A 14,053-nucleotide genomic window follows, 5' to 3' on the forward strand; every position below is an offset into this window, starting at 1 on the left:
CCCTACGCCCTGTGCGCCACGCGTTCGCCCAGCAGACCCGCCGGGCGGAACACCAGCACCAGAATCAGCACGATGAACGCAAAGACGTCCTGGTAGTTACTGCCAAACACGCCGTGGGTGAGTTCACCCAGATAGCCCGCGCCCAGCGATTCAATGATCCCAAGCAGGATCCCGCCGATCATCGCACCGCGAATATTGCCGATTCCGCCCAGAACAGCGGCGGTGAACGCTTTAATGCCGGGCAAAAAGCCCATCGAGAAACTGGCGTTGCCGTAGTTGCTCGCCATCATTACACCTGCGAGCGCGGCGAAGATGCCGCCGATGGCGAAAGTCAGCGTGATAATGGCGTTGGGATTGACCCCCATCAGCGTGGCCACGCGCGGGTTTTCCGCCACCGCGCGCATTCCGCGCCCGAGACGGGTGTATTCCACAAGCAGCCACAGGCCGATCATCACCGCCAGTGCCAGCGATACCGTGACAATGCCGGTGACGGTAATGATCGCCGGGGGATGGTTCGCACTGCCGGAGGTGATGGCAATCGCGTCCATCGGCAGAATTTGCGGGAACATCAGCGGGTTGCGGCTCCAGATAATCATCGCCACGGTTTGCAGCAACACCGAAACGCCGATCCCGGAGATCAGCGGTGCCAGACGCGGCGCGTTGCGCAGGCGTCGATAGGCGAAGCGCTCCACAGCCATCGCCAGCATGGCGCAGACCGCCATGGCGACAACCAGCGCGAATCCGAGCTGTAGCAGCTGTGGCATATGCGGGAAGGTGCTGTTCAGCGCGTTCAGGGCCGACAGCGTGGTAAGCGCGCCGACCATCAAAATGTCGCCGTGGGCAAAGTTAATGATGCGCAAAATGCCATACACCATGGTATAGCCCAGCGCGATCAGCGCGTAGATGCTGCCCAGCATCACGCCATTAATCAGTTGTTGTATCAGTGTGTCCAACGTTATTACCCGACAGATTGCTCTTTCAGCGGGTAACATCCAATAATTGAATTAAATTGTAAAATACGCATATATTATTTCTTATGATAATTCGAGATTGATTTATCGCGATGATTTTAAAGAGAATAGTGAAACGTCATCTGAGCGAAATTACGGCCCTAAAATCATCATATGAATAAAACAGAACAATCACTGCTGCTGCCAGCTTATGCCGAAAGCCGTCTGGCGAACGATCCACCCCTGCGTGCCGTGCGGGCCTTTGAGGCGATTGCCCGGCTGGGGAGCGTGACGCTGGCCGCGCAGGAGATGGCGATCTCGCCGTCTGCCGTTAGCCATCAGCTCAAGGTGCTGGAAGGGTATCTGCAAATGCCGCTCACAGAGCGCCAGGGGCGCAGGCTGGTCCTGAGCCAGCAGGGACGCGACTATTACCGCTCTATTCGTGCGGCGTTCAACGTGCTGCGTCAGGCGACGGAGCACCTGGTTGAGCAGGCCCAGACCCGTCAGGTGACCATCAGCCTGATTCCGCTGTTCGGCATGGGCTGGTTTATTCCGCGCCTGCCTGCGTTTATGCGCGCCAATCCGCAGACGGAAATTAACGTGGTGTATGCCAACCATCGCAACTATCTGAGCGATGCGTCGGATATGTCGATTCGTTTTGGTAACGGCCAGTGGGCGGGGTATCAGAGTGAAAAACTGATTTCAGGCCAGATGGTGCCGGTGTGCAGCCGGGCGTTTTTACGCGTTCACGGCCATATGGATACGCCGGAACAGCTGCTCCAGATGCCCCTGCTGCACGATGAAGAGCGCAGCACCTGGCAGCAGTGGTTTATCCAGCAGGGCGTTAAACGGCCTGCGCGCAAGAGCGGCCCGCTGTTTGAAGATGGCTTACTGACGCTGGCGGGTGTGCAGGCCGGACTGGGCTGCGCATTGATGCGCGAGCCGCTGATCGCGCCCTATCTTGAGAGCGGCGAGCTGGTGAAAATCTTTGATGCGCCAATCGATGACGGGCGCGATTATTACCTGTGCGTCCGTCAGGATTCGGATATGACCGAAGATGGCAAGTTGCTGCAAGCCTGGCTCAGGCGCGCGGCGGTCAGCGCTACGGTGTAAACGAGCAGTTTTTGTCCAGCGCTTCGATCTCGGTGCCACTGAATCGGGCGTATTGTCCGGTGAGACGCCAGAATGCAGGCTGCGTTTCGGTGTAGATCTCGGCGGCCAGAACCAGGCGACGGCGTTCATCTTCACTCAGCTCAAGCAGCGTCCAGGGGACAAAATAGCGGCCAGTGGGGGTAAGCTCAAACCACAGCGGGCAGCCGCAGCCGGGGCAGAACCAGCGTTCGCCGCGCACAGACGACGAGAAGTGCGAAGGGGAGATCGAACCGTCTTCCACGATGGGTTCGCCCTGAGTTTCCAGATACATCGCGATGCCCCCCGACCATTTCTGACACATCGTACAGTGACAGGCATAGACGTCGAGGGCCTCGATGTTGACGCTAAAGTGGCTCATTCCACACAGGCAGCGTCCGGTATAGAGGTGCATGGCGTACTCCTTTATCACGCCAGTGGACTGCGATAAAAAAAGCCAGCCACGAGGGCTGGCTTTTTTAACAGACAAACACTTAGAACTGGTAAGTCAGACCCAGTGCAACGATGTTGTCAGTGCTCACACCAGCAGCTTTGGTGAAGGCATTGTCGTCAACCAGGTTGATTTTGTAGTCAACGTAGGTGGACATGTTTTTGTTGAAGTAGTAAACGGTACCCACTTCAATGTATTTCACCAGATCCTGGTCACCGTAAGAACCGATGTCCTTACCTTTGGACTGCAGGTATGCCAGGGAAGGACGCAGACCGAAGTCGAACTGGTACTGAGCAACCGCTTCGAAGTTCTGAGTTTTGTTCGCAATGTAACCGTCACCGAAGTTGGTCATGTTGCGGGTTTCAGAGTAGGTGGTTGCCAGGTAGATGTTGTTCGCATCGTATTTCAGGCCAGCAGCCCAAACTTCTGCGTTTTCGCCGCCTGCGTTCAGGTTGCTTGCAGCGCGAACCTGGTTGTCAGTACGGTCAGATTTCGCATAGGTCGCACCCACGCCGAAACCGTCGATTTCATAGGTAGAAGACAGACCCCAGCCATCGCCGTTCGCGGTGGTGATATCACGGTCGTCGTTTTTACCCTGGTACTGTGCAGCAAAGTTCAGACCATCAACCAGACCGAAGAAGTCTGCGTTACGGTAGGTTGCAACACCGGTAGTACGGCCAGTCATGAAGCCGTCAGTCTGAGTCCAGGTGTCTCCGCCGTATTCTGGCAGAACGTCGGTCCATGCGCCGATGTCGTAGGCTACGCCGTAGTTACGACCGTAGTCGAAAGAACCAAATTCGTTGAATTTCAGGCCCGCGAACGCCAGACGAGTTTTGTTGCCTTTGTCGCCGTTGGATTCGTCGTTGTTGCCTTTGAACTCATATTCCCACTGACCGTAACCCGTCATCTGGTCGTTGATCTGAGTTTCGCCTTTGAAGCCCAGACGCACGTAAGTTTTGTCGCCGTCGTTGCCAGCGTCGTCAGAGAAGTAGTGCAGACCTGTTACTTTACCGTACAGATCCAGTTTGTTACCGTCTTTGTTAAAGACTTCAGCCGCGTTTACCGCGCCTGCTGCCAACAGAGTAGTCACTGCCACTGCAACTAATTTAAGTTTCATTTTAATAATCCTTATAATTTTCTTTTGGGCATTTCCTGAGCCATTAATAAACGATTTCTAAACGAGGTCGTTCGTCAATGGCATGCTATTTTTAGAAATGTTGTAGCCGCATTTCAATAATAAGTTTCAATTTATTGCTGATAATTTCAATTAGTGTGACCGGTGTCTGATAAAACGGCCAATATTCCGCAGATTTGATTATTTATTATTCGGTAATTGAGTATTTTCTAATATTTATAGTTATTGCCAATATAATTATCTATGGTTTTAATTTCATTGCGGAATTAACCGTAATTATAGATGAATTACCGCAATTTAATGAAGGGTGATAACGAAGAATCAAACAGTTACGAGGCATTTGCTGTGAGAACAGGCGAGCATTACTGAAATATTCAGTCATAAACTATTGCGTGTTCGGCTATATCCTGGGCGATTAATAGGCATTTATTAATCCCGGGTGGGTGTCAGTTTATGTCAATAAGAATGTAAGAAGACGTTACGAGCGCGGGGAATATAAACAGAGTTTAAATGTAAACACTATGTGAAAAATAGATATTCTGACGCAAGATCACATTTTATTTATGCAGATAAAACAGAAGGGGGAGATTTCCCCCTGAATGGAATTATTTTCGGGTGGCGTACCAGCACAGCAGCGAGCCTGCGCAGACCATCAGCGCCCCTTGCCAGAAGGAAAAAGAGAGCGGGGCGTTAAGCAGAACAGCCGCCAGCGCCGCGGACAGCACCGGGGTGAAATAAGAGACGGTGGCGAGCACAGAAACATTGCCATGCAGAATGCCGATATTCCACGCCGCATAGCCAAATCCGAGGGCAATTCCGCACATGAGCAGTTTGATCAGCACCGGCACGCTGAATATCATTTCCGGCTGATCGCTGAACAGATATTTCAGCCACAGCGCCAGCGCGGTGAGTAACACGAACAGCGTAATCCCGTTCTGCCCTTTAGCGTATTTGCTGGTGACAGTGCAGTATGCCGCCCAGATAAACGCGCCGGCAAACGCCAGCCCATAGCTCAGCGGGTTAGAGATCACATTGGCGGTTATTTCGTCGATATGCAGACCCTTCTCACCGCCTAATACCCAGCAGACACCGAGCAAGGCCAGCAATAATCCCGGCACAATCCACAGAGTCGATTTCTGCCCATTGAACAAAATGGCAAACACAATCGTCAGGCTCGGCCAGAGATAATTCACCATCCCCACTTCGATAGCCTGATGACGGGTACTGGCGTAGCCCAGCGAAAGGGCAAGACATATTTCATAGCTCACAAACAGCACGCTGCCGGCAATAAGATAGCGCGGTGAGAAGCGTCTGATAGTCGGGAATCCCACGGTGACTAAACAGAGTAAACCGCTGAGGGTGTAGATCATTGCCGCACCACCGACAGGCCCCAGTCCTTCGCTCACGCCGCGAATTAATCCCACCATGGTGCTCCACAGCACAATCGCGGCCAGCCCAATCAATGTTGCTCTTTTTCTGTCCATTGCTTTCCCAAACGCCAACGAAATTCAGGGGCAAATTTATAGCACTGTTTCCCGCGTTTTCGCGAATCAATCTACAAACCGCTAATCCCAAAGGGTTAAGCAAAGCCGCCAGAGCGGACTATTTAGGGGGCGAAGATTGAGGAGATTGATTTGACGCAAAAAAATCAGGGGCTTTGCTGCTAGTTTGCGGCGCGAAGTCTCCTACAGATAACGAGGACAGCAATGGACGTCAGCCGCAGAAAGTTTTTTAAAATCTGCGCGGGCGGTATGGCCGGAACAACAGCTGCTGCGTTGGGCTTTATGCCTAAACTCGCGCTGGCTCAGTCGCGTAACTATAAACTGCTGCGCGCCAAAGAGATCCGTAACACCTGCACATACTGCTCCGTGGGATGCGGGCTATTGATGTATAGCCTGGGCGATGGCGCGAAAAACGCCAAAGAAGCGATTTACCATATTGAAGGGGATCCGGATCATCCGGTGAGCCGTGGGGCACTTTGCCCGAAAGGCGCAGGCCTGCTGGATTATGTTCACAGCGACAACCGCCTGCGTTACCCGGAATACCGCGCGCCTGGCTCTGATAAATGGCAGCGCATCTCCTGGGACGATGCCTTTACCCGCATCGCCAAATTAATGAAAGACGACCGTGACGCCAATTTCGTTGAAAAGAACGAGCAGGGCGTCACCGTGAACCGCTGGCTCTCCACCGGGATGCTCTGCGCATCTGCGGCAAGTAATGAAACCGGCATGCTGACGCAAAAATTTGTGCGCTCACTTGGCATGCTGGCCGTCGATAACCAGGCGCGCGTCTGACACGGACCAACGGTAGCAAGTCTTGCTCCAACATTTGGTCGCGGTGCGATGACCAACCACTGGGTTGATATCAAAAACGCCAACGTCGTGGTGGTGATGGGCGGTAACGCCGCTGAAGCTCATCCAGTGGGATTCCGCTGGGCGATGGAAGCGAAAAATAACAATGATGCGACGCTGATCGTCGTCGATCCGCGCTTTACGCGTACGGCATCGGTGGCGGATATCTATGCGCCGATTCGTTCCGGTACGGACATCACGTTCCTGTCTGGCGTGCTGCTGTATCTGATTGAAAACAACAAGATCAACGCCGAATACGTTAAACACTACACCAACGCGAATCTGCTGGTGCGGGACGATTTTGCCTTTGATGACGGGCTTTTCAGCGGCTATGACGCAGAAAAACGTCAGTACGACAAATCCTCCTGGAACTATCAGTTCGATGAAAACGGTTTTGCGAAACGCGATGAAACCCTGACCGATCCGCGCTGCGTGTGGAACTTGCTGAAACAGCACGTTTCTCGCTACACGCCGGACGTGGTGGAAAACATCTGCGGAACGCCGAAAGCGGACTTCCTGAAAGTGTGTGAAGTGCTGGCCTCGACCAGTGCGGCCGAGCGCACCACCACGTTCCTGTATGCGCTGGGCTGGACGCAGCACACCGTTGGTGCGCAGAACATCCGTACCATGGCGATGATCCAGCTGTTGCTCGGCAACATGGGGATGGCGGGCGGCGGCGTGAATGCCTTGCGCGGACACTCCAATATTCAGGGGCTAACCGATCTGGGGCTGCTCTCCACCAGCCTGAGCGGCTATCTGACGCTGCCGTCGGAAAAACAGACCGATCTGCAGACCTATCTCGCGGCCAACACGCCAAAAGCGACACTGCCGGAGCAGGTGAACTACTGGAGCAACTATCCGAAGTTCTTCGTCAGCCTGATGAAGTCTTTCTACGGGGATGCGGCGCAGAAAGAGAACGACTGGGGCTTTGAGTGGTTGCCGAAATGGGACCAGGCCTACGACGTCATCAAGTATTTCAACATGATGGATAAGGGCAACGTCACAGGCTACATCTGCCAGGGCTTTAACCCGGTGGCCTCTTTCCCGGACAAAAACAAGGTCGTGCGCAGCCTCAGTAAGCTGAAGTACATGGTGGTGATCGATCCGCTGGTGACGGAAACCTCCAACTTCTGGCAGAACCACGGCGAGATGAACGACGTTGACACCGCGTCGATTCAGACCGAAGTCTTCCGTCTGCCGTCGACCTGTTTCGCGGAAGAAGATGGCTCCATCGCCAACTCTGGCCGCTGGCTGCAGTGGCACTGGAAAGGCCAGGATGCACCGGGCGAAGCGCGTAATGACGGCGAAATTCTGGCCGGTATTTACCATCGTCTGCGCGAGATGTACGCCCAAATGGGTGGTAAAGGGGCGATACCGCTGCTGAAAATGCGCTGGGATTACAAGCAGCCGGACCATCCGGAATCGGAAGAGGTCGCGAAAGAGAACAACGGTTATGCGCTGGAAGATCTGTATGACGCCAACGGCAATCTGCTGGCGAAAAAAGGTCAGCTGCTGAACAGCTTTGCGCTGCTGCGCGATGACGGTTCAACGGCCTCCTCCTGCTGGATCTACACAGGAAGCTGGACCGAGCAGGGCAACCAGATGGCCAACCGCGATAACGCCGATCCGTCAGGACTGGGCAATACGCTCGGCTGGGCCTGGGCGTGGCCGCTCAACCGTCGCGTGCTTTACAACCGTGCATCGGCGGATATCAACGGCAAGCCGTGGGATCCGAAACGCAAGCTGATCGCGTGGAACGGCACGAAGTGGGCGGGGAACGATATCCCGGACTTCAACACCGCGCCGCCGGGCAGTGCGACCGGGCCGTTTATCATGCAGCCAGAAGGGCTGGGGCGTCTGTTTGCGCTCGATAAGCTGGCAGAAGGGCCGTTCCCGGAGCACTACGAGCCGATGGAGACGCCGCTCGGCACCAACCCGCTGCATCCGAACGTGGTTTCCAGCCCGGTGGTTCGCCTGTATGAAGACGACGCGCTGCGCCTGGGTAAGAAAGATAAGTTCCCGTACGTCGGGACCACCTATCGTCTGACCGAGCATTTCCACACCTGGACCAAACACGCGCGGCTCAACGCCATCGCGCAGCCGGAACAGTTTGTCGAAATCAGTGAAACCCTGGCGCGCTCGAAAGGCATCACCAACGGCGATCGCGTGAAGGTGAGCAGCAAACGCGGCTTTATTCGCGCGGTGGCGGTGGTTACGCGTCGTCTGCAGACGTTGCACGTCAACGGCCAGCAGGTCGAGACCGTGGGCATTCCGCTGCACTGGGGCTTTGAGGGGGTGGCGCAAAAAGGCTATCTCGCCAACACCCTGACGCCAAACGTCGGCGATTCCAACTCGCAAACGCCGGAATATAAAGCGTTTCTGGTCAACATCGAGAAAGCGTAAGGAGCGATTCAATGGCTATGGAAACACAAGACATTATCAAACGCTCCGCGACCAACGGCATGACTCCCGCGCCCCGTGCGCGGGACTATAAAGCGGAAGTCGCCAAGCTGATTGATGTCTCTTCCTGCGTGGGCTGCAAAGCCTGCCAGGTGGCCTGTTCGGAGTGGAACGACATCCGCGATGACGTCGGGCACTGCGTGGGCGTTTACGATAATCCGGCGGATCTCAGCGCCAAATCCTGGACGGTAATGCGTTTTAGCGAAACCGATCAGAACGGCAAGCTGGAGTGGTTGATTCGTAAAGACGGCTGTATGCACTGCGAGGACCCGGGCTGCCTGAAGGCATGCCCGTCCGCCGGGGCGATTATTCAGTACGCCAACGGGATCGTCGATTTTCAGCAGGATAACTGCATCGGCTGCGGCTACTGTATCGCCGGCTGTCCGTTCAACGTGCCGCGTCTGAACAAAGAGGATAACCGGGTATACAAATGCACCCTCTGTGTGGATCGGGTCAGCGTCGGGCAGGAGCCTGCCTGCGTGAAAACCTGTCCGACCGGGGCAATTCATTTCGGTACCAAGAAAGAGATGCTCGAGGTGGCGCAGGAACGCGTCGATAAGCTCAAAGCACGCGGATATGACCACGCGGGGATTTACAACCCGCAGGGCGTCGGCGGGACGCATGTGATGTACGTTCTGCATCACAACGACCAGCCAGAGCTGTATCACAATCTGCCTAAAGATCCGGCGATTGATACCTCCATCAACCTGTGGAAAGGGGCGCTCAAACCGCTCGCGGCGGCCGGATTTATCGCCACCTTTGCCGGTTTGATTTATCACTACATCGGTATCGGGCCAAACAAAGAGGTGGATGACGACGAGGATGAACATCATGAGTAAGTCGAAGATGATTGTGCGCACCAAGTTTGTCGACCGCGCCTGTCACTGGACGGTGGTCATTTGCTTCTTTCTGGTGGCGGTGTCCGGGATCTCTTTCTTCTTCCCGACGCTGCAGTGGCTGACGGAAACCTTCGGGACGCCGCAGATGGGCCGTATTCTGCACCCGTTCTTTGGCGTGCTGATTTTCGTGGTGCTGATGTTTATGTTCGTGCGCTTTGTGCATCACAACATCCCGGATAAGCAGGATATTCCGTGGGTGAAAGGGATTGTCGAAGTGCTGAAAGGCAACGAGCACAAAGTCGCGAAAGTGGGCAAGTACAACGCCGGACAGAAAATGATGTTCTGGACCATCATGAGCATGATTTTTGTGCTGCTGGTGACCGGGGTGATTATCTGGCGTCCCTATTTTGCCCATTATTTCCCGATTCAGGTGATTCGCTACAGCCTGCTGATCCATGCAACCGTCGCCATCATTCTGATCCATGCCATCCTGATTCATATGTATATGGCTTTCTGGGTGAAAGGATCGATTAAAGGGATGATCGAAGGGAAGGTAAGCCGCCGCTGGGCGCAAAAACACCATCCGCGCTGGTATCGTGATGTCGAAAGACTGGAGGCGAAAAAAGAGAGCACGGAAGGGATGAAGTAACCTCATGCGCCGTCGGAATTTGCCGGCGGCGCTGGGTTTGTGCCGTCCTGGGGCAGGTGTTTTATCGGTTGCCCCGGGCGCTTTTCAGAACCGCTCCGCAATATAGCGGAACGGATAATCCGTCGGTTTTACTTTACCCACTTTACGCTTCGGCAGTTTTACCGGCTCAACGGGCAGGGTTTTGTAGGGGATTTGCGACAGCAAATGCGAGATGACATTCAGTCGCACCCGTTTTTTATCCTCAGAACGAGCGACAAACCACGGCGCCCAGGCGGTATCGGTGGCGGCAAACATCGCATCGCGCGCTTCGGTGTATTTATCCCACAGTTTGAACGATTTGATGTCCATCGGTGACAGCTTCCAGGTTTTGCGCCCGTCATCAATACGATCCCGCAGGCGGCGCTCCTGCTCTTTGGGCGTCACTTCGAGCCAGTATTTGATCAGAATGATCCCCGCATCCACCATCGCCCGTTCCATGGTCGGCGTGCCATCCAGAAACTTTTGCACCTGTTCAGGCGTACAAAAACCCATGACGCGTTCAACGCCCGCACGGTTGTACCAGCTGCGATCGAAAATCACGATTTCTCCCGCCGAGGGAAGATGCGGCACGTAGCGCTGGAAATAGAGCTGACTTTTCTCTTTCTCTGTCGGCGCGGGCAGCGCAACGACGCGAAACACCCGGGGGCTGACGCGCTCGGTGATGGCTTTAATCGTTCCGCCTTTGCCTGCACCGTCGCGGCCTTCAAACACCACGCAGACTTTTAGCCCTTTACTGACGACCCACTGCTGGAGCTTGACCAGCTCAACGTGCAGACGCCGCAGCTCCTTTTCGTATTCCTTCTCTTTCAGCGGTTCGCGTTTCACATTTTCCGCCGGGCTTTTTGCTTTCTTGATGTTTCCCATGGCAATCCTCTTCGACAGAAGGGAGGGTAAGAACACTTTGAAGTGTAATCGTGCTCGCAAATCCTCGCGGGAATTATTTACACAACACCATGGGATCGGGTTAGAATACGGCATTACTGTATATAAACACAGGTGGTCGTAAAATGTTGACGCTGGACGGGGTAAGAATTGGCAAAAACCAGTTTACGGGCGAGAAAATTGAGAACGGGACATTTCGCCACTGCGACTTTTCCGGCGTCGATCTGACCGGCACGGAGTTTATCGGCTGTCAGTTTTACGATCGCGAAAGCCAGCAGGGCGGGAATTTTTCTCGCGCCACGCTGAAAGACGCCATTTTCAAAAATTGCGATTTAACGATGGCAGACTTCAGGAACGCCAGCGCGCTGGGGATTGAAATCCGCGAGTGCCGCGCGCAGGGCGCAGACTTTCGCGGCACCAGCTTTATGAACATGATCACCTCCCGCAGCTGGTTTTGCAGCGCGTACATCACCAAAAGCAACCTCAGCTACGCCAACTTTTCCAAAGTGGTGCTCGAAAAATGCGAGCTGTGGGAAAACCGCTGGAACGGCGCGCAGATCCTCGGTGCAACGTTTAGCGGCTCCGATCTGTCGGGCGGGGAGTTTTCGTCATTCGACTGGCGGGCGGTTAACGTCACTCATTGCGATCTGACCAATTCTGAACTCGGCGATCTGGACGTGCGCGGCGTCGATTTGCAAGGGGTGAAGCTCGACAGCTATCAGGTTGCGCAAATTATGGAACGCCTGGGCGTCGCGATTATCGGTTAAGGATATTCACAAGCCAGACCGAATGAATGGATTAACGTGTCAGAGCGCCAATTGGAACTGGCTCACCATACCAGTTTGTTCAATAATGGCTGTTGCAAATTTTTAACAAATGGCTGTGGTATGAAAAAAACCGTTTTTTCACTGGCGCTGGGCACTTTTGGACTGGGCATGGCCGAGTTTGGCATCATGGGCGTGCTGACCGAGCTGGCGCACGATACCGGCATTTCGATCCCCTCTGCCGGGAGCATGATTTCGTACTACGCCTTTGGCGTGGTCATTGGTGCGCCGATCATCGCGCTGTTTTCAAATAAGTTCTCGCTAAAAACGGTTCTGCTTTTTCTGGTCGCCCTGTGCGTGGTCGGAAACGCCATTTTTACCTTCTCAACGTCCTATTTCTGGCTGGCTATCGGGCGGCTGGTGTCCGGCTTTCCTCACGGGGCCTTCTTCGGCGTCGGGGCGATCATCCTTTCAAAGATAGCGCCGCCGGGAAAAGTCACCCTCGCCGTATCGGGGATGATTGCCGGAATGACGGTCGCCAACCTGGTGGGCGTTCCGCTCGGCACCTGGCTGGGGCATGAATATAACTGGCGCTACACCTTCTTTCTGATTGCGGCGTTTGACGCGCTGGTGATCCTCTCGGTCATTTTCTGGGTGCCGACTCTGTACGATAAAACCGAAACCCGACTCACGGAGCAGTTTCACTTTTTGAAGAAACCGGAACCCTGGCTGATTTTTGCCGCGACGATGTTCGGTAATGCCGGAGTCTTCGCATGGTTCAGCTTTGTGAAGCCGTTTATGGTCAACGTCTCCGGATTCTCCGCCGGGTTTATGACCGTCATCATGATGCTGATGGGGCTGGGCATGGTGCTGGGTAATCTGCTCAGCGGCAAACTTTCCGGTCGTTACAGCCCGCTACGCATTGCGGCGACCACCGATCTGGTGATCGTGGTGTCGCTGTTGATGCTGTTTGCCTTCGGTGAAAATCAGGCTGCGTCTCTGGTGATGGGCTTTATCTGCTGTGCGGGGCTGTTCGCGCTGTCGGCACCGCTGCAAATTATGCTGCTGCAAAATGCGCAGGGCGGCGAGCTGCTGGGTGCGGCGGGCGGGCAGGTGGCCTTTAATCTTGGCAGTGCGATTGGGGCGTATTTCGGCGGGATGATGATCGTTCTTGGCTACAGCTGGAGCTATGTGACGTTACCGGCGGCGCTCCTCTCATTCGCCGCCATGTCATCGCTGCTGCTGTATGGCCGTCAGAAAGCCAAACGGGCGGAGGCTAACGCCAGCGCGTTAGCCTGATTTACGTTACGGAAGGTAAGGTTCGCCGAGGGTCAGCATTAAGCGGTTGGCCCAGGCGAAGAACGCCGCAGATTGCACCAGATCCAGCTGTTCAAGCGAGTCCAGAGACTGCTTCTCCAGTGCCGCAAGATGCGCGGGTGTCAGAGCGGGTGGCGTCACGGACAGCGACGCCGCAAAATCAATTTCCGCCTGCCAGCGCGCCGATTGCCCCTCGCTCAGGGACTGCCCCGGCCGCACGGCCAGCAGCGCGTCTACGGCATTATCGTCCTTCGACAGTTGGCTGGCCTTACGCGCATGGACAGATGCGCAGTAAATGCAGCCGTTGATCTTGCTGGTCACCGTCGCCGCCAGTTCACGCTCCGCGCGCGGCAGGCCGCCAGGCGTGTAAAAAATCCCTTTATCGGTCAGCGTGCGCTGTTCCAGAACCGGCAAATTGCGCCCCAGCAGGCGGAAATAGTCTGAGTCCGTGTGGCCAAATTTCGCAAGAATAGCCTGCTCGTCGGCGTTGAACTCTGCCAGCGGTTTTGACGCCAGCCACGGCTCCCAGCCTAGCTCCTGCTGCGTGAACTGTACCGGCGCCGGTTTGCCGCTTTTTGTCACAGGCGTGCTGTGCCAGATCCCCGCCACCACCGGCGTGTCGTTTGCCGCCACGGTTTTGTCATTCAGCAGGCGCAACCCGGCGACGAGACGGCTCTGAAAACTCACGAACGCGATCAGCTGAGCCAGCGTCACAATGGCTTCTTTGCTCCATCCCGCCTGCGTCAGCGCACTTAATGCGCCGGGCGTGGCTTCGACCGGGGAAAACGTCAGCAAACGCGCAAAGGTCAGCGCGGGTGTCAGCCGTGTGGAAGTCGGATCAGCCAGCCCAAAACCGGCGTAGTGGGCGGCCAGCGCATCGACGCGGTGCCATTTTGCCACTTTAGCGGCGACTGCCGCGCGTTCATCAAGGGGGAACGCCGCATCCTGCTGACTAAAAAGTGTTTCATAGCTGCCCTGGGCATGACGGGTGGCGGCATCGCGCGTGGCGCGAGCCGTTGCCAGCGGCGAACCGGGGGCGATCTCCGCTAATTCGGCAACAATATCCTGACTTAAAGACATAGGGACTC

General features: G+C 55.3%; 12 protein-coding genes. 6 read left to right on the forward strand and 6 right to left on the reverse strand.

What is annotated here, in order from left to right:
- Positions 1–2: 2 nt before the first annotated feature.
- The gene (locus ETG88_RS09420; protein WP_129035273.1) at positions 3–953 is read right to left on the reverse strand and encodes a branched-chain amino acid ABC transporter permease; all 951 of its coding nucleotides are present in this window, start codon (positions 951–953) and stop codon (positions 3–5) included.
- A gap of 171 nt (positions 954–1,124) precedes the next feature.
- Here ETG88_RS09420 and ETG88_RS09425 point away from each other — a divergent pair, with 171 nt between their 5' ends.
- The gene (locus ETG88_RS09425; RefSeq protein ID WP_102103761.1) at positions 1,125–2,063 is read left to right on the forward strand and encodes a LysR substrate-binding domain-containing protein; all 939 of its coding nucleotides are present in this window, start codon (positions 1,125–1,127) and stop codon (positions 2,061–2,063) included.
- On the opposite strand, the gene ETG88_RS09430 is transcribed toward ETG88_RS09425, so the two are convergent.
- The 3 genes from ETG88_RS09430 to yddG form a co-directional block, all read right to left on the reverse strand.
- Positions 2,053–2,493, reverse strand: coding sequence for a GFA family protein (locus ETG88_RS09430; protein WP_100780095.1), 441 nt, complete (start codon positions 2,491–2,493; stop codon positions 2,053–2,055). The two genes, ETG88_RS09425 and ETG88_RS09430, sit on opposite strands and share 11 nt — an antisense overlap.
- A gap of 79 nt (positions 2,494–2,572) precedes the next feature.
- Positions 2,573–3,646, reverse strand: coding sequence for a porin OmpC (gene ompC, locus ETG88_RS09435; RefSeq protein ID WP_100780096.1), 1,074 nt, complete (start codon positions 3,644–3,646; stop codon positions 2,573–2,575).
- Between the two features lie 623 nt (positions 3,647–4,269).
- A complete protein-coding gene (gene yddG / locus ETG88_RS09440) occupies positions 4,270–5,148 on the reverse strand; it encodes an aromatic amino acid DMT transporter YddG (protein ID WP_129035274.1) in 879 nt (292 codons plus the stop codon).
- A gap of 222 nt (positions 5,149–5,370) precedes the next feature.
- Between yddG and fdnG the strand changes: the two genes are divergently transcribed.
- From fdnG to fdnI, 3 genes are read left to right on the forward strand one after another with little or no spacing between them, the layout of a single operon-like run.
- Positions 5,371–8,418, forward strand: coding sequence for a formate dehydrogenase-N subunit alpha (fdnG, locus tag ETG88_RS09450; protein ID WP_149044971.1), 3,048 nt, complete (start codon positions 5,371–5,373; stop codon positions 8,416–8,418).
- 11 nt (positions 8,419–8,429) lie between these two features.
- The gene (gene fdxH, locus ETG88_RS09455; protein WP_100780101.1) at positions 8,430–9,314 is read left to right on the forward strand and encodes a formate dehydrogenase subunit beta; all 885 of its coding nucleotides are present in this window, start codon (positions 8,430–8,432) and stop codon (positions 9,312–9,314) included.
- Positions 9,307–9,963: a formate dehydrogenase-N subunit gamma gene (gene fdnI, locus ETG88_RS09460; protein ID WP_100780102.1), complete on the forward strand. Its 657-nt coding sequence runs from the start codon at positions 9,307–9,309 to the stop codon at positions 9,961–9,963. The genes fdxH and fdnI overlap by 8 nt, the downstream gene beginning before the upstream one ends.
- 84 nt (positions 9,964–10,047) lie before the next feature.
- Here the strand turns inward: fdnI and ppk2 are convergent, their stop codons facing one another.
- Positions 10,048–10,866: a polyphosphate kinase 2 gene (gene ppk2 / locus ETG88_RS09465; protein WP_129035276.1), complete on the reverse strand. Its 819-nt coding sequence runs from the start codon at positions 10,864–10,866 to the stop codon at positions 10,048–10,050.
- Between the two features lie 143 nt (positions 10,867–11,009).
- Between ppk2 and ETG88_RS09470 the strand changes: the two genes are divergently transcribed.
- Both ETG88_RS09470 and araJ read left to right on the forward strand, forming a co-directional pair.
- Positions 11,010–11,651 carry a Qnr family pentapeptide repeat protein gene (locus tag ETG88_RS09470; protein WP_100780104.1) on the forward strand — a complete coding sequence of 214 codons (642 nt, stop codon included), beginning with the start codon at positions 11,010–11,012 and terminating at the stop codon, positions 11,649–11,651.
- A 120-nt stretch (positions 11,652–11,771) separates the two neighbouring features.
- Positions 11,772–12,947 (forward strand): MFS transporter AraJ, encoded by a 1,176-nt coding sequence (gene araJ / locus ETG88_RS09475; RefSeq protein ID WP_100780105.1) that lies wholly within the window; start codon positions 11,772–11,774, stop codon positions 12,945–12,947.
- Between the two features lie 6 nt (positions 12,948–12,953).
- On the opposite strand, the gene ETG88_RS09480 is transcribed toward araJ, so the two are convergent.
- Positions 12,954–14,045, reverse strand: a complete 1,092-nt coding sequence (locus ETG88_RS09480) for an alkylhydroperoxidase domain protein (RefSeq protein ID WP_129035277.1) — start codon at positions 14,043–14,045, stop codon at positions 12,954–12,956.
- Positions 14,046–14,053: the final 8 nt, after the last annotated feature.

Origin of the sequence: Lelliottia nimipressuralis, from assembly GCF_004115925.1 — a bacterium.
GTDB lineage: Bacteria > Pseudomonadota > Gammaproteobacteria > Enterobacterales > Enterobacteriaceae > Enterobacter > Enterobacter nimipressuralis.